We start from the raw sequence: 21509 nt of genomic DNA, 5'->3' as shown, positions 1-21509 counted from the left end.
TGCCGGGACGGCACGGTCAGCCGGGCGTCATGCGCGATGGTCTGGCCAGTGCCATCCAATGGACAAGGAATAGCAGATTCCGTGCCGATAACCAATCGCCATGGCCATTGCAGATGCGGGATGCGGCGCTTTCGTCAATGCCTCCAAAGGCGCATGCGCCATCGTCCTGAATCGCCGCCGGATCAGCATGTTGCGCAGATGCCATGCAGGGGCGGCGGCATTATGATGAGGGGGCCGCTGACCGCTCGGGGAGGCTGCGGCATCGCTCCAACCCCCTTGGCGCGATCTCTGGGCCCGGCTGCCCCGACCATCCTTGTCCATGGCGGTTACAGCCGGGCCCGCCAGATAGCGGGTTTGGCTGCAAGTCTCGCTCCCCTCCTGCTTGCGGGAGGGGAGCGAGAGAGGGTCAGGCGAACGACGCCTGGGTGATCGCCGCCGCATCCACATTGGCCAGCCGCGCCAATATGTCGCCGCTGCCGCTGTCGATGATCAGGCTTTCGCTGCTGCTGCCGCCATTGGCCGCCGGATCGCCCTGCACGATCTGGAGGCTGGCGAAGGTCACGCTGTCGGGCAGCCGCAGATGATCGATCCCGGCCTGGAAGTCGGTGATCAGGTCGGCCACCGACAGCGTCTGGCCATGCGGCGCCTCCAGGATGAACAGGTCGGCCCCGGCCCCGCCGGTCAGCGTGTCGGTGCCCGCGCCGCCATCGATGACGTCATTGCCGTCAAGCCCGTTCAGCACATCGTTGCCGGCATCGCCCAGCAGCAGGTCGTTCCCCGCCGTCCCGTTCAGATGCAGGTCGGCGCTGGTCGCCACGCCATTGGCGTCGAAGGTCTGGACGAACACGCCCTCCGGCACCTCCGCCGGTTCCCGCACGCTGATCGTGCCGGTGACGGTCGACCCGGCGGTGAGGCCGCCGACGATCAGCACGGCCTGATAATCATGCCCCGCCAACTGGTCGAGCAACGCCTGCGGCACATGGTAGAAGCCGTCGGCATCCGCCGTCAGTCCGCCGATGCTGATCGCGCCCGTCGGCAGGGGGTTCGCGTTGGCGATGCCGCTCAGGTCGATCTGCGTCGCGCCGTTGGGCGTCACTTGCAGCAGCACCGTGGTCGGCGTGCCGACGGCGGAGTCGATATGGAACGCCTCGGCATGACCCGCGCCGGTGGCGATGACGCCAAAGCCGCCCGGCCCGACCTGAAGGCTGCTGCCCACCTCATGCAGCCCTGCCGCCGGATCATAGCGCTGATCCTCCAGCACATAGGCGGATACGGTCGCATTCTCCCCTGCGGCAAGGCCGCTGACCGTCAACGTCAGGCGATTGTCCAGCGCGAACTGGTCGAGGATCGTCCGGTCGATCTGGATGGCGCCGTCGACCGCCGTCAGGGCGACCGTCTTCGACAGGCCGTCCGTGCCCTGGCCCACCAGCGCGAAGCTGGCGCCGGTAGGGGCCGAGCCGACATAGAGTCCGACGGGCTGACCGACGATGGCCGTGCTGGTGAATTGCGGGGTGAAGACGATCTGCCGTCCGACCTCCTCGGGTTCCAGCGCGTAGCTCAGCGCATAGCCGCCATTGTCGAGCGCCTGCAGATCGAAGGCGATGGAATCGCCATCTGCATCGGAAAGCTGCGATGCGATGCCCTGCAGATGCACGACGCCGCCCGACTTGCTGCCGTCGGCGGCGAAGCGCTGCACCGCCAGCCCGTCGGCCCGGTCGTCGCCATCGGCGTCGACCACCCAACTGACGGCAAAGCCCCCGCCAGTCAGCGGCGTGACGCGCAGCCCATTATCCTCGTCATCGCCGGAGATACGGCTGTCCGGGCCGTCCAGCCGCGGGCCGGTATCGACGCCCGCCACGCCATTGGCGTCGAAGGTCTGGACGAACAGCCCCTCGGGCAGCACATGCGGCGTGCGCGCGGTGACCGTGCCGGTGATGGTGGACCCGGCGGTCAGGCCGTTGGCGACCAGGATCGCCTGATAATCATGGCCTGCAAGCTGGGCGAGCAGCGCCTGCGGAACGGCATAATTGCCGTTCGCGTCCGCCGTGACGCCGCTGATCAGGATCACGCCGTTGGGCAGGCGGGTGGCATTGGCGATGCCGCTGACATCGAGGAACGCGCCGCCGCTGGGCGCGATCTGCAGATTGACGTTGGTCGGCGTGCCGGATGCGGAATCGATGTGGAAGCTTTCGGCATGGAGCGTGGGCGCCGTCACCACGCCCGCGCCGTTGCCCGTGACCTGGCGGCTGGACGTCTGCTGCATCAGCTCCGCCGCCGGATCATATTGCTGGATTTCCTCCGCATAGATGGAAACCGGGACGGTCTGCCCGCTGGTGAGGCCGGTGACCGTCAGCGACAGGCGATGGTCGATGGAGAATTGATCGAGGATCGCCTGGGTGATCGCGATCTCTCCGTCGACCACGGTCACCGCCACCGACTTGGTCAGCCCATCCATGCCAAGCCCGGTCAGGGCGAAGCTGGCATTGGCGGGTGGATTGCCCAGATAGATGTTGGCGGGCTCCCCGATGATCGGCACGCCGGTCAGCGACGGGCTGAAGGTGACGAACTGCCCCACCTCCGGCCGCGCCAGCGCATAGGCCAGCACATAGCCGCCATTTTCCAGCGCCTGCAGGTCGAAGGGAACATCCTCATCGGCGGCATAGTCGATCAATTGCTGGGCAATGCCCTGCAACAGCACGACCCCGCCGACCTTGCTGCCGTCGGCGGCGAAGCGCTGCACCGCAAAGCCATCGCCCTGGTCGTCATGATCGGCGTCCACCACCCAGTTGACGACGAAGCCGCCCCCCGACAGCGGCGTGACGCGCACGCCATTATCGTCGTCATCGCCGTAGAAGCGCGATTCCGCTCCATCCAGCCGCGCGCTTTCGCTGACCGACAGGCCCTGCGCGTCGAAGGTCTGGACGAACACGCCCTCCGGCGCGGCGACTGGCTGCCGCACGTCGACGGTGCCGGTGATGGTGCTGCCGTTGGTGAGGCCGCCGACGATCAGGATCGCCTGATAATCATGCCCGGCCAACTGGTCGAGCAGCGCCTGCGGCACATGATAGACGCCGTTCGCGTCCGCGACCACGCCGTTGATCTGGATCGCGCCGTTGGGAAGCTGCATGGCGCCGGTCACGCCGCTGATGTCGATGCCGGTCGCGCCGTTGGGCGTGATCTGCATGTTGACGAAGGTCGGCGTGCCGACGGCGGCGTCGATATGGAAGCCCTCCGGATGGCCGGTCGGCGTCGCGATCACGCCGACGCCGTTCGCCACCGTGCGGCTGACGCTCAGATGCTCCAGCGCCGCCGCCGGATCATAATGCCAATCCTCCAGCGCGTTGACGAAGACGTTGACCTGCTGCCCGGTGGTGAGGCCGGCGACGTTCAGCGTCAGGCGATTGTCGGTCGCGAACTGGTCCAGCATCGCCTGGGTGATTTCGATGCGGCCGTTGCCCGGCGTCAGGGTGATGGTCTTGGTCAGCCCGTCATTGCCGAGGCCAGCCAGGATGAAGACGGCGTTGGCGGGCGCCGACTGGATGAAGATGTCGGTCGGCTGGCCGACCAGGATGGTGGAGGTCACCTGCGGGTTGAAACCGATCGGCCGCCCGACATCCTCCAGCTCCAGCGCATAGGTCAGCGCATAGCCGCCATTGCCGAGCGCCTGCAGGTCGAATGCCTGCTCGTCATTTTCGCTGTTGATCAGTTGCTGGGAAATCCCCCGCAACAGGATGATGCCGCCATCCTTGCTGCCATCGGCGGCGAAGCGCTGAATGGCAAGGCCGTCGACATCGCCGTCGCCATTGGTATCGACCGTCCAGTTGACCGCGAAGCCGCCGCCCGACAGCGCGGTCAGCCGCAGCGCATTCTCCTCATCGCCCAGCAACCGCGCTTCGGCGCCGTCGATCCGTGTGCTTGCGTCGACGATGGTTTCCGTCGTGTAGAAATATTGCCCGGTCAGCGACGGCGCGCTGCTGTTGCCCGCCGCGTCGGTCGCCACCGCCGAATAGCGCACCGCGCCTTCGCCCAGCCCAGCGATCTCCGCTTCGGACAGGACGACCGCGAAGGCCGTGCCGGTCACCACTGCCTGCTTGACCAGCGTCTGCGCGCCGTTGGTCAGGGTCAGCGTCACGCTGTTGCCCGCCTCGACCGTGCCGATGATGCTGGTGCCGTCCGCCGCTTCGCGCGCGGTCAGCAGCGGTCCTTCCGTCACCGCCAGCGCGCTCGGCGCGGCAGGGGGAAGGGTGTCGAGCGTCACCGCGGCGGGCAGCGACACCGCGCCTGCCAGGCCCGCCGCCGACACGAAGCCCGCCGTGATCGACTTGGCGCCGTCCGCGCCCAGATCGCTCGCCGCCAACGCAATGCCGACGGTGCCGGCGGCAATGTCGCCTGCGCTCAACGTCACCGCCTTGACCTCGACCCCGCCGATCGACAGCCGCAGCGTATCGCCCGCCGCGACCCCGCTATTGGCGCCCAGACCGACCGATACGACTACGCCGTCCGCCGCCTCCGCCGCGGAGATGCGCGCGCCGTCGTCCACCACCGGCCGGTCCGGCGCGCCCAGCGCGCCCGCCGGGGGCGTGGTCGGCACGATCACCTGCACCTGGCCCGCCGCGTCGTCGATCTTCTCCGCCAGCGCCGTGCCCTGATAGGCGCTGCCGTTCAGCGCCGTCCCGCCGCCGACCGCTGTACTCACTTCCGTTGCCAGCGTTTCCTGCGCCACGATCTGCGAGGTGGCGACCGCCGTCAGCGTGTCGATCGCGCTGCTGCCGCTGGCCTGCGCGATGGTCAGATTGACGTTGGCGAGCGAGCTGCTGATCGCCGCCGCCTGCGCGGTGATGCCGGTCCCGCCGGTCGCCGCGACCGCCTGCACGATCTGGTCGATGGCCGCGCTGCTGGTCAGATCGACGCTGCCGCCCGCGACCTGCCCCGCAATGGCGGTGACGGCGGCGTTCAGCCCCGCCGCCGCGCCGCTGCCCGCCGCCTCGGTCGCGCTGGCCATGACGGACAGGATGTTGGCGACCTGGATCGCCGCCTTCTGCACCGCGACCGCATTGGCGAGCGCGGCGGCATCGGTCGATCCCGCCACCACGGCGATCGGATCATAGCTGGCGAGGTTCAGCGAAGCGTCAAGACCCAGCGCCGCCTTCACCTGCGCCTCCGCGCTGGCGATCTGCGTGGCATTCGCCCCGGTCCCCGCCAGCGCGGCGACGATGGTGGTGAGCGGCGTGACGACGCTCGATCCGTCGGGCGCGCTCAGCTTGCCGGTGAAGGCGATGCCGGTCGAAATGTCGCGCGACAGGTTGGTGCCGTCGCCCGCGACCAGCGGCGTCAGGACGATCTGGCCGGTGCCGAACAGGCCGCTGAAATTGCCCTGCGCGTCGGTGGTCGTGTGATATTCGGCGGTGAACTGGCCGTCGCCATTGGCGTCGACAAAGGCCTCGCCCGCGTCGCGCACGCCATTATTGTTGCTGTCGGTGAAGCTCTCATGATCCCAGACGCCGTCGCCATCGGCATCGCGGAAGACCAGGGCGTTCGCGATATAGCCGTCAATGGCCGAACCGCTCGCGCCGGGATCGAAGGCGACGGCCAGCGAAGCCGCCCCGCTCGCATTGCCCGCCGCATCGGCAAAGGCGCCGCCCGCGACCGAGATGGTCACCGCGCCCGTCGGCGTCAGCGTCGCCGTATAGACATTGGCGTTGCCGGGCGAAACGGTCAGATTGCTGAGCGTCCCGCCCGAAAGGCTGATGTCGCTTGCGTCGAACCCGGCCGGCGCCTCGCTGAAGCTGAAGGTCACCGTCGCCGTCTGGCCAGCCACCAGGGCAGCCGGAGTCGCGCTGATCGCCACGGTCGGCGCGGTCGCATCGACCGTGATCGCCAGAGCCGAAGAGGCTGTTCCGGCATTGCCCGCCGCATCGGTCGCGGTGGCGGTGATGCTGTGCGCGCCTTCGCTGAGCGACACGTCGATGCTGAAGGCGCCGCTGCTGCCCGCCGTTCCGGTCCCCAGCACCGTGCTGCCGTCGCGCAGCGTCACCGTGGCCCCGGCCTCCGCCGAACCCGTGATGGTGAGGGCGCTGGTCTGTTTCGTGATCCGGTCGCTGCTGGAGCTGCCCGTATCGTCCGCCGCCGCGAGCGCCAGGCCGGTGGGCGCGACAGGCGCGCTGGTGTCCTTGGCCTTGCCGCCGCCACCGCCCGCCGCAGCGGCGATGCCGCCGACCGCCGCCAGTCCGCCCAATATGCCGAAGGCCAATCCATTGCCGCCCGCGCCCGCGCCGGCCGCCGGAGCGGCAGGGGGCGTTTCCGCCGGGGCCGGAGCGTCCTGCGCCGCGCCCGCCGCTTCGCCCATCCCGTTTCCGGCCTCGGCAAAGGCGGCGTCCGGCACCTGCACGGTCACTTCGCCGCCGTGCCGGACATAATGCGCGCCGTCGACCGTCTTGCCGGTCGCTTCATCGACGATCGCGACAAGGGCGTCCTTGTCCGCCGTCAGCAGGTTCGCGCCCTTGCCAAGCGCAACCGTGCGGACCAGCTTCCCCGACTTGGTCGAAATCTTCGCCACGATCTTCATGCGAAACTCCCCTGTTGCATCGTCTGTGAATGTCTCTTCAGCGTTCCCGGAACGCTTCCTCGATCTTGAGCACCGGCCGCAGGAAATAATCCCACACGGTCCGCCGCCCGGTCAGTATCTCGACCGTGCCGGTCATGCCGGGAATGATGGGCAGCGGCCTGCCGTCGTGAATGAGCGAGGACTGCCCGGTGCTGATCAGCACGCGGTAAAAGGCTTCCTCATTGGGCTTGCGGTCCTCGCGCAGCGTGTCGGGGCTGATCGTCTCGACCTTGCCCTTCAGCGACCCGTAGACGAGGTAATTATAGGCGGCGAGCTTCACCGTCGCGTCCTGCCCCGGCCGGATGAAGGCGACGTCGGACGGCCGTATTTTCGCCTCCACCAGCAGCACGTCGCGGAACGGCACGATCTCCAGCACCGCCGCGCCCGGCTGGACCACGCCGCCGATGGTCGTCACCTGCACATTCTTGACCGTGCCCCGCACCGGCGCGCGCAGCACCGTGCGGTCCAGCGCGTCGCGGCGGCCAGTCACGACCTCCGACACCTGCGCCAGTTCGCTCTCCACCTTGGACAGTTCCGTGCCCGCGTCCGCCCGATAGCGATTGGTCCGCTCGCTGATCTGAGTCTGGGCGTCGTTGATCTGGCGGCGCAGGCGCAGCACGTCGACCTCCGGCACCAGCCCGCGCGCGGCCATGGGCGCGGTGATCCCCAGCTCGCGCCGCATCAGCGCGATGGAGCCGGACAGCGCCGCGGTCGATTGATCCACCGCCGCCCTGCGCACGCGATAGGTCTCCGTCTCGTAGCGGATCAGATCGCCATCGCCGGATATGTCCTTGGGGAAGGAGAGGGGGAGGCCGCTTGCCTCCGCCCGCAGCCGCGCCGCCGAAGCGAGCAGGGACCGCCGCCGCCGCTCCATCTCGTTGAAGGAGGATTCCGCCCGCGTCGGGTCGATCACGATCAGCGGCTGGCCCGCCTCGACCAGATCGCCCTCATGCACCTTGAGCGCGGAGACGATGCCGCCCTCCAGGCTCTGGATCGTCTGCACCTTGCCCGACGGCACGATCTGCGCCGCGCCGGTGGTCACTTCCTCCAGCACGGCGAAGCGCGACCACACCAGCAACGCGGTCAGCAAAGCCAGCAGCAGCAGCGAAAAGACCAGCCAACCCGGATGCCGGTCCCGCATCCCGGCCACGGCCAGCGGCGAACGCAGGGCGGAAAGCATAGTCATGCCGCCGACCTCACCTTGCCTTCGGAGAGCGCCTTCAGCACGGCGTCGCGTGGGCCGTCCGCGATGACCCGGCCCGCATCCATGATGATCACCCGGTCGACCAACGGCAGGATCGAGTTCTTATGCGTCACGATCACATAGCCCGCGCCGCGATCCGCCAGCGCGGCGATGCTGCGCAGCACCTCCGCCTCCGATTGCTGATCCATGGCGGAGGTCGGCTCGTCGAACAGAAAGACAGCCGCCTCCGCCATGAGCGAGCGCGCGACCGCCACGGTCTGGCGTTGGCCGCCCGACAGCGTGTCGCCGCGCTCACCGACCCCCCGGTCGAACCCCAAGGGATGCGCGCCCGCCAGCGCCGTCACCCCCGTATCCTGCGCCACCTGCAACAGCCGCTGGTCGCTCGCCTGCGGCGCCCCCACCAGCAGATTGTCGCGCAAAGTCCCATGGAACAGCCGCGCATCCTGCCCGACCAGCAACAGGGTCGAGCGAATATCGGCAGGCTCGATGGCGGTCATGTCGACGCCGTCGAGAAAGACCTGCCCCTCCTGCGGCCGGTAGAGCGCGGCCAGCATCCGCAGCAGGGTCGACTTGCCGCTGCCGATGCGGCCGAGGATCGCGACCTTTTCGCCCCGCCTGATGCTGAGCGACACGTCGCTGAGCGCCGATTGCGCGCCCTGTTCATAGGCGAAGCTGACGTGGCGCAGTTCCACGTCGCCGCGCCAGGCATCGTTGGAGAGAAGATGGCGGCTGGGGTCGCGGTCCAGCGGCAGGGCCATGATCTGGTTCAGGCTGGCGAGCGCCGAGCGCACCTGCTGGAAGCGCACCGCCAGCGAGGAAAGCGTCACCAGCGGCGCCAGCGACCGGCTGCTCAATTGCACGCAGGCGACCAGCGCCCCCGCCGTGGTCTGGCCGATGCTGGCGAGATAGACCCCCCAGGCGAGCAGCACTGCTGCGCCGATCTGCTGCACAGCGATGGTGATGTTGAGCGCCAGATTGGACCAGCGCTGGCTGATCAGCGCCCGATCCGCGATGAAGCCGCTGGAGATTTCATGCCGCCGCCGCATCCGCCCTTCGGCGCGCAGGGCCTTCAGCGTCTCCAGCCCCTCCAGGCTTTCGATCACCGTGCCGTGCCGCACCGCCGCCTCGCGCAGATTTTCGCGGGCGAGTTTCGCCATCGGGATCTGCACGAGCAGCGAGAGAGCCAGCACGGCGATGAAGGCCAGCAAGGGCACCGCGACCAGCGGCCCGCCGATCAGCGCGCAGACCGTCAGGAACAGCAGCGCGAAGGGCAGGTCGGCAATGGTGGTCAGCGTCGCGCTTGTGACGAAGGAACGGACCGACTCGAATTCCTTCAGCACATTGGCGAAGGCGCCGGAGGATTGCGCCCGCGCCTCCAGCCGGGTGGCGAGCACGCGGGAAAAGACCGCATCGCCCAGGATCAGGTCGATCTTCTTCCCCGCCGCGTCCAGCGCGTGCGAGCGGATGGTGCGCGAGACGAATTCGAACAGGCAGGCGATCGCGACTCCCGCCAGCAACGACCAGAGCGTCACGAAGGCGAGATTGGGCAATATCCGGTCATAGACCGTCATCATGAAGATGATCCCCGCCAGCGAGAGCAGGTTGATCACCGCCGACAGCGCCGCCGCCTCGTAAAAATAGCGGCGATGGCGCCACAGCACGGGCCAGAACCAGCCGCTGCCCGTCGCCTTCACCAGATCGTCGGCGCGCCCATCCATCGCGGCCGGCGGGGCGAAGGCGATGCAGCGCGTCACTTCGTCCACGCCGATGCTCACCCCCGCCGCGTCGATCAGGACGTCGCCGTCGCGCCGCACCGCCACCAGCAGCAGACCGTCGGCCAGCAGGGCGACCACCGGCAGCAAATCGTCGCTCACCGCCCGCGCCGGGATCAGGCTGGCGCCGATGCCCAGTTCGGTGAGGCCGCGCAGCATGTCGTCCGGATTGCCGCTTGTTCCGATGGCTGCGCGCAGCACTGCCGCGCTCACCCCATGGCCGCGCAGGGAAAGGCAGCGGGCCAGCGCGTCGGGGAGCGAGGGGATGGCGGTCAGGTCGGTCACGGCCTTGCCCCCATTTCGATCATTGGCGCGCCCATGACTGCCGGGTAGATGCGCCCGAGCACGCCCATGAGCTGATATTGCGTCTGGGCGATGTCGAACCGCTCGTTCACCAGTTGCGCCCGCACGTTGAAGCGCTCCAGTTCGTAGCCCAGCAGGTCCAATATGGTCCGCCGTCCCAGCCGGAACTGCTCGAACACGATGTTGCGCGCATCGTCGGCCCGAGCGATCAGCCCGGCCAGCGAGGGTAGCCGCGCCTGCCGCTGCGCCTGGAATGTCCAGAGCCGCCGCACCTGCGCCGCCAGCGAAGTGCGGGTCAGCGCCGCGCTCGATTCCGCCGAGTCCAGCTCTGCCTTGGCCGCTTCATGCCGCGCCCGCCCGCCGCCGCTGTCGAACGGCAGGGCGGAGGCGCGCAACCGCACCGCGAAGCCGTTGAACAGCCGCGTATCGCCCTCCACTGTCCGCTCCGACGTGCGCGCCCCTTCCAGGGCGAGTTGCGGAAGCCACCAGTTGCGCGTGCCTTTCACCGCCTCTTCATTTTCCGCAACCTCGATGTCGGCGCTCCGCACCGCGGGACTGCCCGCCGCCATCGCCTCGCCGCTGTCCGCCGTTTCCGGCAGCGCCCCGGCAATGTCCGGCACGCCGCCCTGCGGCTCGACCGGCAGGGCAGACACTTCGCGAATGCGTCCTCGCGCCTCGACCAGCGTGATCTCCCGCGTCTGGAGCGCGGTGCGCGCCTGCTCCAGCCGCGATTCCACCATCACCACATCGGAAGCGCGGCCGCGGTCGAAGCTGGCAATCTCCACCACCAGCCGGTCCAGCGCCTCCAGCGCCGCGACCTGCTGCGTGCCGATGTCGATCAACTCTGTCGCCCGCGCATGGTCGATCCAGGCGGCCGCCAGTTGCTGCGACAGATCCGCCAATGCCGCCTGCTCCTGCACCCCCAGCAGGTCGACCCGCAACCGCCGCCGCCTTATTTCCGCCGGGGTGCGGCCGCCGTCATAGACAAGCTGGCTGACCTTCGCTTCGGGCAGCAGGGCGAAACCGGAGGAGCGCGTCGAATTGCCGTCATCCCAGCCGAGATCGGTTTCCAACCCGAATTGCGGGCGGTAGCTGGATTTCGCTGCGCGCACATCGGCGCGCCCGGCGCGGGTCAATTGCTGCGCGGCGACGATCCGCGGATGCGCGGCGGCCATGCGTTCAAGCACCTGCTCGAACGTCTCGGCCTTTGCCGGCGCGGACAAGACCGACGCGCCCAGCAACAGACCCCGCCACCAACGACCGGAAACCAACAGCGAAATTCCCCCAACAGACTCGCCGCTGGACTAATTGGCCTTGGCTTTTCGCACATCACCCATATTCGGTATGACCAAGGATAAAGCGGGGACGGGGATTTTTCTGTCCTGCAACGGGACTTTCTGTCGAGGCGAGATTGGCGCTTAATATTGTAGAGCGCATGTCGGCCCGGACATTTCCGTGCTCCTGCGCAGGCAGAAGCCCAGGCCTGCCGTCTGAACTGGGCTCCTGCCTGCGCAGGAGCACGTATCGCTTAACGGCTACAAGATCTAGTCGGGAATCCGCCCTAATCCGCCCGGAAATGCACCTGATTGGCCTTGATCACCGCCTGCGTGCGGCTGAGCACGCCCAGCTTCTGGAGGATGGCCGACACATGCGCCTTGATGGTGGTCATCGACACGCCCAGATCATGCGCGATCTGCTTGTTCAGCCGCCCGCGCACCAGATGCGCCAGCACCGTCTTCTGCTGCGGCGTCAGGCTGTCGATGCGCCGGGCGATCTCATCCTCCTCCGCCGTAGGCGCGATGCTTTCGCCCATGGCTTCAGGCAGGTAGATCTCGCCCGACACCACCCGATGCAGCGCGTCGACGATGGCGCTGCGCTTCAGCGACTTGGGGATGAAGCCCGCCGCGCCCGCGGCCAGCGCTTCCTGTACGATCGCGCGGTCGAAGGCGCCCGAAACCATCACCACGGGCAGGATGGGGAAACGATCCCGCAGCAGTTTCAGGCCATCCAGGCGGCGGACATCGGGAATGTTGAGGTCGAGCAGGATCAGGTCGAAATTATCCTGCTTTTCCAGCAGCGAGACGGCCTCGTCCATGCTCGCCGCTTCGAAGATGTCGCAATTATCAAAGCTGATCGCGATCACGCTGCGCAACCCGTCGCGCACGAGGGGGTGATCGTCGACGATCAGCACCCGCTCCATGATTGCCTCGCCACCCATATATTGGCCCACCCCTCGCCCCGGATAATCGGACAAGTCATGGGCCGTGGCAAGCCGCATCGCACCTGGCGGCATGGCCGAAGGCTGGTGGATATGGTTCCCGCGTCCCATGACGATCATCTAGCCTGTCCTCTTATTTCGGCAGCTTGAACACCCAGAGCGAACCGCCCTGGTTGATGTCCTTGAAGCTTTTCGCGACTTCCCCGCCCCAGAGCGGTACCGCGCCGCCCCAGCCGGACATCACCGCGACATATTGCTCGCCATCCTGTTCCCAGGTGACGGGGCTGCCCACCACGCCGGAGCCGGTCTGGAACTTCCAGAGTTCCTGTCCGGTCTTGGCGTCGAAGGCTTTCAGATACCCCTCCGGCGTGCCGGTGAAGACGAGGTTCCCCGCCGTCGAGAGCACCCCGCCCCAGAGCGGCGCCTTGTTCTTATATTCCCAGACGATCTTGCCGGTCTTGGGGTCCATGGCGCGGAGCGCACCGATATGATCCTGCGCAATCGGCTTGATGGTGAAGCCCGCGCCCAGATAGGCCGCGCCCTTTTTGTAGGCGATCGGCTCGTTCCAGATGTCCATGCCCCAGTCGTTGCTGGGCACGTAGAACAGGCCGGTGTCCTGGCTGTAGGCCATGGGCATCCAGTTCTTGCCGCCCAGGAAGCTGGGGGAAGCGAAGACCGGCTTTCCCTTTTCCGTGGTCGGCGCGCCGGGGCGGCCAGCCTCGATCGTGTTGGGCTTGCCGCTCTTGTCGAAGCCATTGGCCCAAGTCGTCTGCGCGACGAATTTGTTGGCGCTGATGAACTTGCCGTTGGTGCGGTCGAGCACGAAGAAATAGCCGTTGCGGTCGGCTTTCGCGCCCAGCTTCATCGGCTTGCCGTTGATCGTGGCGTCGAAGGGGATGAACTCGTTCACGCCATCGAAGTCCCAGCCGTCGTGCGGCGTGGTCTGATAATGCCATTTGATGACGCCGGTGTCGGGATCGATGGCAAGGGTCGAACTGGTGTAGAGATTGTTGCCGGGGCGCAAATGGCTGTTCCAGGGCGCCGGGTTGCCGGTGCCGAAGAAGAGCAGGTTGGTTTCCGGGTCGTATGTGCCGCCCAGCCAGGTTGCGCCGCCGCCGGTCTTCCACAGGTCGCCGGTCCAGCTTGCGTTGGTCTTGCCGGTGATGCCGTTATCCTTGCCGCCGAGCGTGCCCATATGACCCTCGATCGTCGGGCGGCGCCAGACCAGTTCGCCGGTGTTGACGTCGCGCGCTTCCACCGCGCCGACAATGCCGAACTCGCCGCCGGAGTTGCCGTAGATCACCTTGCCCTTCACCACCATCGGCGCGGCGGTGGCGGAATAGCCGGCCTGATAGTCAGCGGTCTGCTTGTTCCAGATGACCTTGCCGGTGTGGCGGTTCAATGCCACCATATGCGCGTCGAGCGTGGCGAAGATGATCTTGTCGCCATAGATCGCCGCGCCGCGGTTCACCACGTCGCAGCAGGGCATGATCGCTTCGGGCAGGCGGGCGTCATATTGCCACTTTTCCTCGCCGGTGCGCGCGTCGAAGGCGAAGACGCGCGAATAGCTGCCGGTGACGTAGATGGTGCCGTCATAGACGATCGGCTGGGCTTCCTGCCCGCGCTGTTTCTCCCCGCCGAGCGAGGAGGCGAAGGCGGGGACGAGCTTCGACACGTTGGAGGCGTTGATGGCTTTCAAGGGGCTGAAGCGCTGCGCCTGCGGACCCATGCCATAGGTCAGGACGTCGCCGGGCGTTGCCGCATCGTTCATCAGGTCCGCGTCGGTCGGCCCCTCGGCCAGAAGCGGCGCGGCAGCGATCGCCAGCGTCAATATTGCGGCGCCGGACAGGCCACGCATCATATGTCCTCTCATTCCATCCTCCCTCTGTTGTGGAGCGTTGGACACGCCCCCGACATCATCAGATTATTGCACCCATTGTGCGCAGCAATTGGACCTTGGGTCGGTCTTTTTTCTTGGCTCCCTCTCCTTCAGGGGAGGGTTGGGGTGGGGGTTGGCCGATTTATCCGGGGTGGCGTTTGGGGCACGCCCCCACCCCTCGGTCCCCTCCCCTGAAGGGGAGGGGAAGAGCAGGTTCATCCCGCCGCCAGCGCGGGCGTCCACTCGACCCCATAAGGCGCGAACAGCGCCTTCATCTCGCCGCTCGCGGCCATGGTGGAGATGATCTCCTCCACCGCGTCGCCCAGCGTGCGGCTATTCTCCTTGACCGCCATGCCGATGTCCCAGCCGGGCGAGGTGAAGGCAGGCAGCGGGCCTTTGCGCACCGTCAAGCCCGCAGTCTCCCGGTGCAGCCCTTCCTCGATCTGCGCCCGGCTGGCGAGGACCGCATCGGCCTTGCCCGCCGCCACTGCCGCCACCGCGTCGGAGCCGCTGGGATAGTGCGCCACATCCTTCGCCAATATCCCGCCGAAGGAGCCGATCAGGTAGAAATCGGGAATGGAATCCAGCTCGGCCGCGAGGCGATGGCCGCGCCATCCGGTCGGCGGCGCTTCGAGGTCGATGGCATTTTGCGTACCCGCAAAACGAAAGCTTTCGCGATAATAAGGCGCGACGATCGCCACCTGATCGTTGCGCGCGGCGAAGGTCCGGTCGAAGGGAATGTGCAGCATCAGGTCGCCGGGCGCGAAGCCGAGCAATCCGCCTTTCCACACGCCATGGCGCAGATCGTCGTCCACGCTTTCGTCGGCCACGAGTTCAGCGATATCGGCGCGCACGCCCAGCTTCGCGGCGATGGCCCTGGCGAGATCGACGTCGAGGCCGACGAGCTTGCCACCTTCCTCCCACGACCATGGGCGGTTGTCCTTATAGACCACCACCCGCAACACGCCGAGTTGCTTGACCTTGCCCAGCGGCGCAGCATGGGTCATCCCCGGCAAAAGCCCGAGCGCCACCGCCGCGCCCAAAAGGCTTCGCCGGCTGATCATGTCGTCAGCCCTGGAACTTGGTTTCGAGCCAGGCGCGGATCGCCCAGCCGGCCTTCTGGCCCAGAACATCCCCGAACGGCGGCATATAGACCTTCCCATCATGGCTGGAGCCGTGGCGGAAACGCTCCACAAACCACTGATCGCCGGTCTCGCCTTGCTCAAGATAGCGCAGATCGGGCGCGATGCCGCCGCTTTCCGCATCCAGCCCATGGCAGCGGGCGCAATTCTGGCCATAGGCCGACTGGCCGATCTCGATCGCCTTAGCATTGCCGCTATAGGGGTTTTTCGCAAGCCATTCCCCCCCGATTTCCGGGAGGGCAGAGGTGTCGACGGCCTGCGGCGTCACATTGCCATGCGCCATCAGGCCGGTTGCCGTGGTCGCGCCTAAGATAGCCATGGCGCCCAGCAGCGAAATGCGTCCCAGATTCATCTTCGAAATCCTCACCCGTAATTCCCCTGATTGGCTGCGAGTGTAGGCCGACGGGCTTTGCTCCCCTATTGGCCGTTGGTACAATCCCGCAGCCGCCGCCCGCCCGATAGAGCCTTGGGAGGAGAGCAGGATGGAGAGGAACATGAAGCGCATCCTATGGGCGGGGCTGATGCTGGTCCCGATGAGCGCGCAGGCTGAGACGCTTTATGTCTCCAATGAGCGCGGCAACAGCGTCTCGGTGATCGACGCGGCGAGCGCGAAGCTGGTGGCGACATGGCCGGTGGGCGGGCGGCCGCGCGGGATCACCGTGTCGAAGGACGGCAAATATATCTATCTCTGCGCGTCGACCGATCATGCGGTGCAGGTGATCGAGCGGGCGACGGGCAAGGTGGTGGCGGAACTGCCTTCTGGTGAAGATCCCGAGCAATTCTTCCTCTCGCGTGACGGCAAGACCCTGTTCGTCGCCAATGAGGATAATGCCGCGCTGACCGCGATCGATCTGGCGAGCCGGAGCGTCGCCTTCCAGGTCGATGTCGGCGGCGAGCCGGAGGGCGTGGCGCAAAGCCCGGACAGCCGATGGGTGGCCGTGACGTCCGAGGAAGACAATGTCGTCAACTGGATCGACGTGGCGAAGAAGGAGATGATCGATGCAACGCCCGTCGACCTGCGCCCCCGCCATGTAGAATTCACAGCGGACGGGAAACAGCTCTGGGTTGCGGCGGAGGTGGGCGGCACGGTGCAGATCATCGACACCGCCTCGCACAAGGTGGTGGAGACGTTGCACTTCGCCATTCCGGGTGTGGCGGAGCATCGCATCCTGCCCTGCGGTATCCGCTTCACGCCCGACGGCAGGACGGCGGTGATCGCGTTGGGACGGGCGGATCATGTCGCGCTGGTCGACGTGGCATCGCGCAAGGTGCGGGCCTTTGTGCCGGTGGGCAAGCGGGTGTGGCACGTCGCGGTGAGTGGCGATGGCGGACATGCCTATGCCGCCAATGGTCTTTCGGACAATGTGAGCGTGATCGACCTGGCCAATGCCAGGGTCACGGGGACGATTCCGGTCGGCGCCGCGCCCTGGGGGATCGTGGTAGTTCCTTGATATTCCCCTCCCGCAAGCGGGAGGGGTTAGGGGAGGGCGTGAGCGCAGCGAGCTTCTGAGCCATCCGTGAGGCCGGAACGCCGCTGGCGCGGCGGCCCACCCCCGACCCCTCCCGTAAACGGGAGGGGAGAACAAGCGCCTCGCTTCCTTCCAACTCCCTCCTCCCAAGGGAGGAAGCCCTAAGTCCAATTTCCAGTATGAGGCTGTCCGCCCCACTCTTCCCTTCGCCGGGGGCTTTGACCGGCACATAAGAGGGAGGATGTTATGAAAAGGACGCTGCTCCTCGCGAGCGCGGCCATGGGGCTGCTTTGCGCGACTGCTACGCCAGCCATGGCGGGAACGACGGCCGATCTGCTGAAGCGGCTGCATGAAAAGGGTATTCTCTCCGACGATGAATATCAGGAACTGCTGAAGAATGAGAGCGCAGAGGCGGCGGCAGCCCCTGCGGCGCCTCCGGTAACGCCCGATGCGTCAGGCGGCGGGCGGACCGTTCGCATGACCGATAGTGGCGTGGGCTTCGAAATGGGCGGCGTGACGCTGAAATTTTCCGGCTCGGTCAACGGCTTCTACGTCCATGACAATGGCGAGGCGCCCAGCGCCACCAACAGCGTCGTGGGCGGCGTGGCGACCGTGGGCAGCAACAGTTCGGCCATCCGCAACGGCTTGCTCCCCGGTTTCCTGAAGGTGGAGGTCACGACCAACCAGGGCGGCTGGGACGTGGGCGCGCATTTCGGCATGTATCCGGGCATCAACTCCGTCAGCTATTCGGGCGGCGGCGCGAACAGCCCCGGCAATCCGCGCGGGCTTCAGACGGCGGGCATCGATTTCCGCCAGACCTATCTGACCTTTGGCCGCCCCGGCTTTGGCGAAGTGAAGATCGGCCGCGACATCGGCCTGTTCGCTTCGGAGCAGATACTGAACGACATCACCCTACTGTCGTCGGGCACGCCGGCGGGCAATGTCGCGCCGTCGAACACGACGCTGGGACGGATCGGCGTCGGTTATATCTATACCGACTTCCAGCCTCAGATTACCTATACCACGCCCAATCTTAGCGGCTTCACCGCCAGCATCGGCATTTTTGAGCCGCTCTCCTCGCTGACGGGGCCGGATGAGTCCAATAAGGAGCCGGGCTTCCAGGGCAAGCTGGTCTATGACGGCAAGTTCGGCGGCGTGGCGACGCGCCTCTGGGCCGCGGGCATCCGGCAGAAGCATAATGTGATCGCCGGGCCGGACTATACCGGCTGGGGCTGGGACGCGGGCGCGAAGGTGACGGTGGGGCCGCTGACGCTGGTCGGCACCTATTATGACGCTTCGGGCCTTGGCACGACGGCGCTCAATTTGTTCGACACCGATGGGCTGGGCAACAAGCGCGACAGCCATGGCTTCTATTTGCAGGGGCTGGCGAGCTTCGGGAAATTCTCGGTCGGGGGCAGCTATGGCGAGAGCAATCTCGACTATGCCAATGCCGCTGACGCGCTGGCGAATCCCACGCTGGTGGACAAGAATTCGAGCTGGGTCGGGCAGGTTCGCTATGGGCTGACGAGCTGGGTCACATTGCTCAGCGAATATGTCCATAGCAAGTCGGAAGCGCATAACGGGAATAAGGCGAGTTCCGATGCCATCGCGGCGGGGGCGATTTTGTTCTTCTGATCCCGACCCAAGGAACAATGTCACGGAGCGGGGCCGCATTCTACCAAGGATGCGGCCCCATTTTCATGGGCGGATAAGAAGGATCGGGGATGAGGAAAGGCCTGTGGCTGATGGGCGCCGCATGCGCGCTTCTGGCGGGGCAGGCGCGGGCTGAGACCGCCGCAGCCGATGCGGAGCGGCAGCCGATCGTCGTCACGGCGCCGGGCGGGGCGATCGATGCAGACGATGCGCTCCGTTTGACCGGCGCGGATATTGGCCGCGCCGGGTCGCCCGATCTGCTGGGCGCGCTCACCCGGTCCATCGCCGGCGTCACCTTGCAGGATGCGCAGGGCAATCCGTGGCAGCCCAATCTGGTCTATCGCGGCTTCACCGCCTCGCCGCTGCAGGGGCAGGCGCAGGGGCTGGCGGTCTATCTCGACGGCGCGCGCTTCAACCAGCCCTTTGGCGACACGGTCGCCTTCGACCTGCTGCCGGAGGCGGCGATCCGCAGCTTCACCCTGTTCGACAGCAGCGCCGTCTATGGTCTGAACGCGCTGGGTGGGGCGATGGTGATCGACACCAAGACCGGGGCGAGCGATCCGGGTCTGGAGGCGAGCCTGAGCGCAGGCCGTTTCGGCACGCGGGAGGCAAGCGTGGCGGGCGGCTTCCAGAAGGGCGATTTCAGCGCCTTCGGGGCGTTTCAATATCGTCATGAGGATGGCTGGCGCGACCATTCGCCCTCGACGCTTTATAACGGCTATGCCGATTTCGGCTTCGATACGGCAACCGGCGGGCTGCATCTGAAATGGATCGGCGCGGATACCGACCTGACCGGCAATGGCGTTGCGCCGGTGGAATTGCTGGCGGCGGACCGGCGGGCGGTCTTCACTTGGCCGGATAAGGCCAGGGCCCGCTATGGCCGGATCAGCCTGCATCCCTGGGTCGCGCTGGGCGAGGGGACGCGGATCGAGGGCACGCTTTATGCGCAGCGATTGAAGCTGCGCACGGTGAATGGCGATGCCGCCGATATAGAGGGGTGCGAGGCCGAAGGTACGGAAGGCCTGCTCTGCCTGGAGACAGTCGATGGCGGGAAAGAGGCGCCGCTGACGGATGCGAACGGCAATGCCATTGCCGACAGTCTGGGCGGTGAGGGTTACGGCCTGCTCAACCGGGGGCGGCTCGACAGCCGGGCGATGGGCGCGCTGGTGCAGATCGTTGACGAACGGCCATTGCCGGGCGGGCGCAACCATCTGGCCATCGGCATGAGCTATGACACCAGCCGTAGCCGCTTCGGCGCCACGACCGAATTGGGCGCGCTGACCGGGGAACGCAGCGTCGAGGGATTGGGGCCGGCCATCGCGCAGCCGGATGGCGCCATCCGGCCGGTCGGTCTGGTCGCCCATGCCAGCTATTGGGGCCTGTTCGCGCAGGACCGGTTGCCGCTGACGGATCGGCTCTCGGCGGAAATCGGGCTGCGCTACAATCGCGTCTCGATCATGATGCGCGACCGGATCGGCACCGCACTCAACGGCGACCATCGGTTCGAGCGGCTGAACCCCGGACTGGAGTTCGATTACAGGCTGTCGGACGGGCTGACCTTGCGGGCGGGCTATGCGGAGAGCAACCGCGCGCCGACCCCGGCCGAACTGTCCTGCGCGGATGAGAATGCGCCGTGCAGCCTCGCCAATTTCTTCATTGCCGATCCGCCGTTGAAGCAGGTCGTCGCCAAAAGCTGGGAAGCGGGCGCGGGTGGGCAGGGCCAATGGGGCGGGTTCCGGCTGGAATGGCTGCTGTCGGCCTATCGCACGCGCAACCGCGACGACATCCAATATGTCGCTTCGGAGATTCGCGGGCGGGCCTGGTTCCGCAATATCGGCGCGACCCGGCGGCAGGGCGTGGAATTCAGTCTGAAGGCGATGCGCGGCGGTTTCAGCGGCGGCCTTAGCTATGCCTTCACCGATGCGACCTACCGGCATGATCTGGCGCTTTCGAGTCCCGCCAATCCGGCGGCGGACGAGGAGGGGTTGATCCTTGTCCGGCCGGGCGACCGGCTGCCCGGCATCCCGCGCCATAGCGCCACGCTGTCGCTGGATTATGCGGGGCGCGGATGGTCGATCGGCGGTGATGCGATGGTGCGGTCGGGGCAATATCTGGTGGGCGACGAGGGCAATGATCAGGCGCGGTTGAAGGGCTATGCGCTGCTCAATCTGCGCGCCGGGATCGACCTTATGCCGGGGGTGACGCTGTTCGGGGAAGTGCGCAACGCGTTCGACCGGAAATATGCGACTTTCGGCACCTTCTCCGACACGGAGGAGGTGGAAATGGCGGAGGCGCCGGGGGCCTCCAACCCCCGCGCCTATGGGCCGGGCGCGCCGCGCCGCTGGCAGGCGGGGGTGAAGGTGAAGTTTTGATCAGGCCTTGATGACGGGCCGGTTCGCCAGCGGTTCCGGCACCGCCGTGGCGACGAGGCCGATCGCCATCATCTCCGCGAAATTGGCGTCGCCATGCCATTTGCGGGCCGCGGCCAGAGCCGCCTCCTGCGCAGGGCGGGACATTTCCGCACCGGCGCGCTGCTCCCAGATTTCCGCCTGCTCCCTGAAGAATTCGGATGTGGGCATGGCATCCTCCCCCTTTTTTCCAGCGCCAGAACGATCGATCCGGCTTTTGGTTCCAGGGGCGTTCAGTCCGGTTGGTCGATGCGGGCCAGCATCCGCGCCTTCAGCCCCGCCGTCTGAACTCTGTTCCATGGTGCATTTGCGAGCCATGCCCTAGGACCAAAGGCCCATTGCGGCGATCCGCTGCGCCGCGTCATCTTTCGTCCAAGCCAAATTTGCTGGAGAGAGAGCCTTGACCGACATTCGCATCACCCTGGGCGGCATCGCCGCCGCCGCGCTGCTGACGCTGGCCCCGCTGTCGGCGCAGGCCAAGGACATCATCGTCCACATGAAGAATCAGGGCGCGGACGGCGCCATGGTGTTCGAACCCTCCTTCGTGAAGGCGGCAGTGGGCGACACCATCCGTTTCCAGCCGACCAACCCCAGCCACAATGCCGAAACCATGTCCAATATGCTGCCTGCCGGCGCCACGCCGATGAAGGGCGCGATGAACAAGGAAGCGGTGCTGACCGTGAGCAAGCCCGGCCTCTACGGCATCAAGTGCATGCCGCATTATTCGATGGGCATGGTCGCGCTGGTGCAGGTGGGCAAGGTGGCCCCGGCCGATCTCGCCGCCGCCCGGGCGGTCAAGCTGCCGCCCTTCGCCGCCAAGCGGATGACCGTCGCGCTCGCCAAAGTGAAGTGAGGCA

13 protein-coding genes are annotated in these 21509 nt (G+C 66.8%); 4 read left to right on the top strand and 9 right to left on the bottom strand.

Going from position 1 to position 21509, the window contains the following annotated elements:
• Positions 1-406: 406 nt before the first annotated feature.
• From HUK72_RS27605 to pedF, 8 genes are all read right to left on the bottom strand, one after another.
• Positions 407-6565, bottom strand: coding sequence for an Ig-like domain-containing protein (locus HUK72_RS27605; protein ID WP_176598485.1), 6159 nt, complete (start codon positions 6563-6565; stop codon positions 407-409).
• 37 nt (positions 6566-6602) lie between these two features.
• Positions 6603-7790, bottom strand: coding sequence for an HlyD family type I secretion periplasmic adaptor subunit (locus HUK72_RS20700; protein WP_218036192.1), 1188 nt, complete (start codon positions 7788-7790; stop codon positions 6603-6605).
• Positions 7787-9865, bottom strand: coding sequence for a type I secretion system permease/ATPase (locus HUK72_RS20695; RefSeq protein WP_176598484.1), 2079 nt, complete (start codon positions 9863-9865; stop codon positions 7787-7789). Before HUK72_RS20695 ends, HUK72_RS20700 begins: the two co-directional genes overlap by 4 nt.
• A complete protein-coding gene (locus tag HUK72_RS20690) occupies positions 9862-11154 on the bottom strand; it encodes a TolC family protein (protein WP_176598483.1) in 1293 nt (430 codons plus the stop codon). The genes HUK72_RS20695 and HUK72_RS20690 overlap by 4 nt, the downstream gene beginning before the upstream one ends.
• A gap of 290 nt (positions 11155-11444) precedes the next feature.
• Complete coding sequence (locus tag HUK72_RS20685) at positions 11445-12221, bottom strand: response regulator transcription factor (RefSeq protein ID WP_176598482.1); 777 nt, start codon at positions 12219-12221, stop codon at positions 11445-11447.
• Between the two features lie 13 nt (positions 12222-12234).
• Complete coding sequence (locus HUK72_RS20680) at positions 12235-13974, bottom strand: methanol/ethanol family PQQ-dependent dehydrogenase (protein ID WP_176598481.1); 1740 nt, start codon at positions 13972-13974, stop codon at positions 12235-12237.
• 221 nt (positions 13975-14195) lie between these two features.
• Positions 14196-15044: an ABC transporter substrate-binding protein gene (locus HUK72_RS20675; RefSeq protein WP_176598480.1), complete on the bottom strand. Its 849-nt coding sequence runs from the start codon at positions 15042-15044 to the stop codon at positions 14196-14198.
• A 4-nt stretch (positions 15045-15048) separates the two neighbouring features.
• Positions 15049-15474 (bottom strand): cytochrome c-550 PedF, encoded by a 426-nt coding sequence (pedF, locus tag HUK72_RS20670; protein ID WP_176598479.1) that lies wholly within the window; start codon positions 15472-15474, stop codon positions 15049-15051.
• Between the two features lie 142 nt (positions 15475-15616).
• Here pedF and HUK72_RS20665 point away from each other — a divergent pair, with 142 nt between their 5' ends.
• The 3 genes from HUK72_RS20665 (at position 15617) to HUK72_RS20655 (ending at position 20616) form a co-directional block, all read left to right on the top strand.
• Positions 15617-16573 (top strand): PQQ-dependent catabolism-associated beta-propeller protein, encoded by a 957-nt coding sequence (locus HUK72_RS20665; RefSeq protein ID WP_176598478.1) that lies wholly within the window; start codon positions 15617-15619, stop codon positions 16571-16573.
• A gap of 264 nt (positions 16574-16837) precedes the next feature.
• Positions 16838-18226 (top strand): porin, encoded by a 1389-nt coding sequence (locus HUK72_RS20660; RefSeq protein WP_176598477.1) that lies wholly within the window; start codon positions 16838-16840, stop codon positions 18224-18226.
• 89 nt (positions 18227-18315) lie between these two features.
• Complete coding sequence (locus tag HUK72_RS20655) at positions 18316-20616, top strand: TonB-dependent receptor (protein WP_176598476.1); 2301 nt, start codon at positions 18316-18318, stop codon at positions 20614-20616.
• Here HUK72_RS20655 and HUK72_RS20650 read toward each other — a convergent pair whose 3' ends face one another.
• On the bottom strand, positions 20617-20823 hold the full coding sequence (locus HUK72_RS20650) for a hypothetical protein (RefSeq protein ID WP_176598475.1): 207 nt from the start codon (positions 20821-20823) through the stop codon (positions 20617-20619).
• Positions 20824-21052: 229 nt separating this feature from the next.
• On the opposite strand from HUK72_RS20650, the gene HUK72_RS20645 reads away from it, so the two are divergent.
• Positions 21053-21505, top strand: coding sequence for a pseudoazurin (locus HUK72_RS20645; protein ID WP_176598474.1), 453 nt, complete (start codon positions 21053-21055; stop codon positions 21503-21505).
• Positions 21506-21509: the final 4 nt, after the last annotated feature.

Origin of the sequence: Sphingobium sp. 15-1, assembly GCF_013375535.1 — a bacterium.
Taxonomy (GTDB): Bacteria; Pseudomonadota; Alphaproteobacteria; order Sphingomonadales; family Sphingomonadaceae; genus Sphingobium; species Sphingobium aromaticivastans.
The sequence above is the reverse complement of the archived record's forward strand: the minus strand, read 5'-3'. Positions and strand labels throughout refer to the sequence as shown.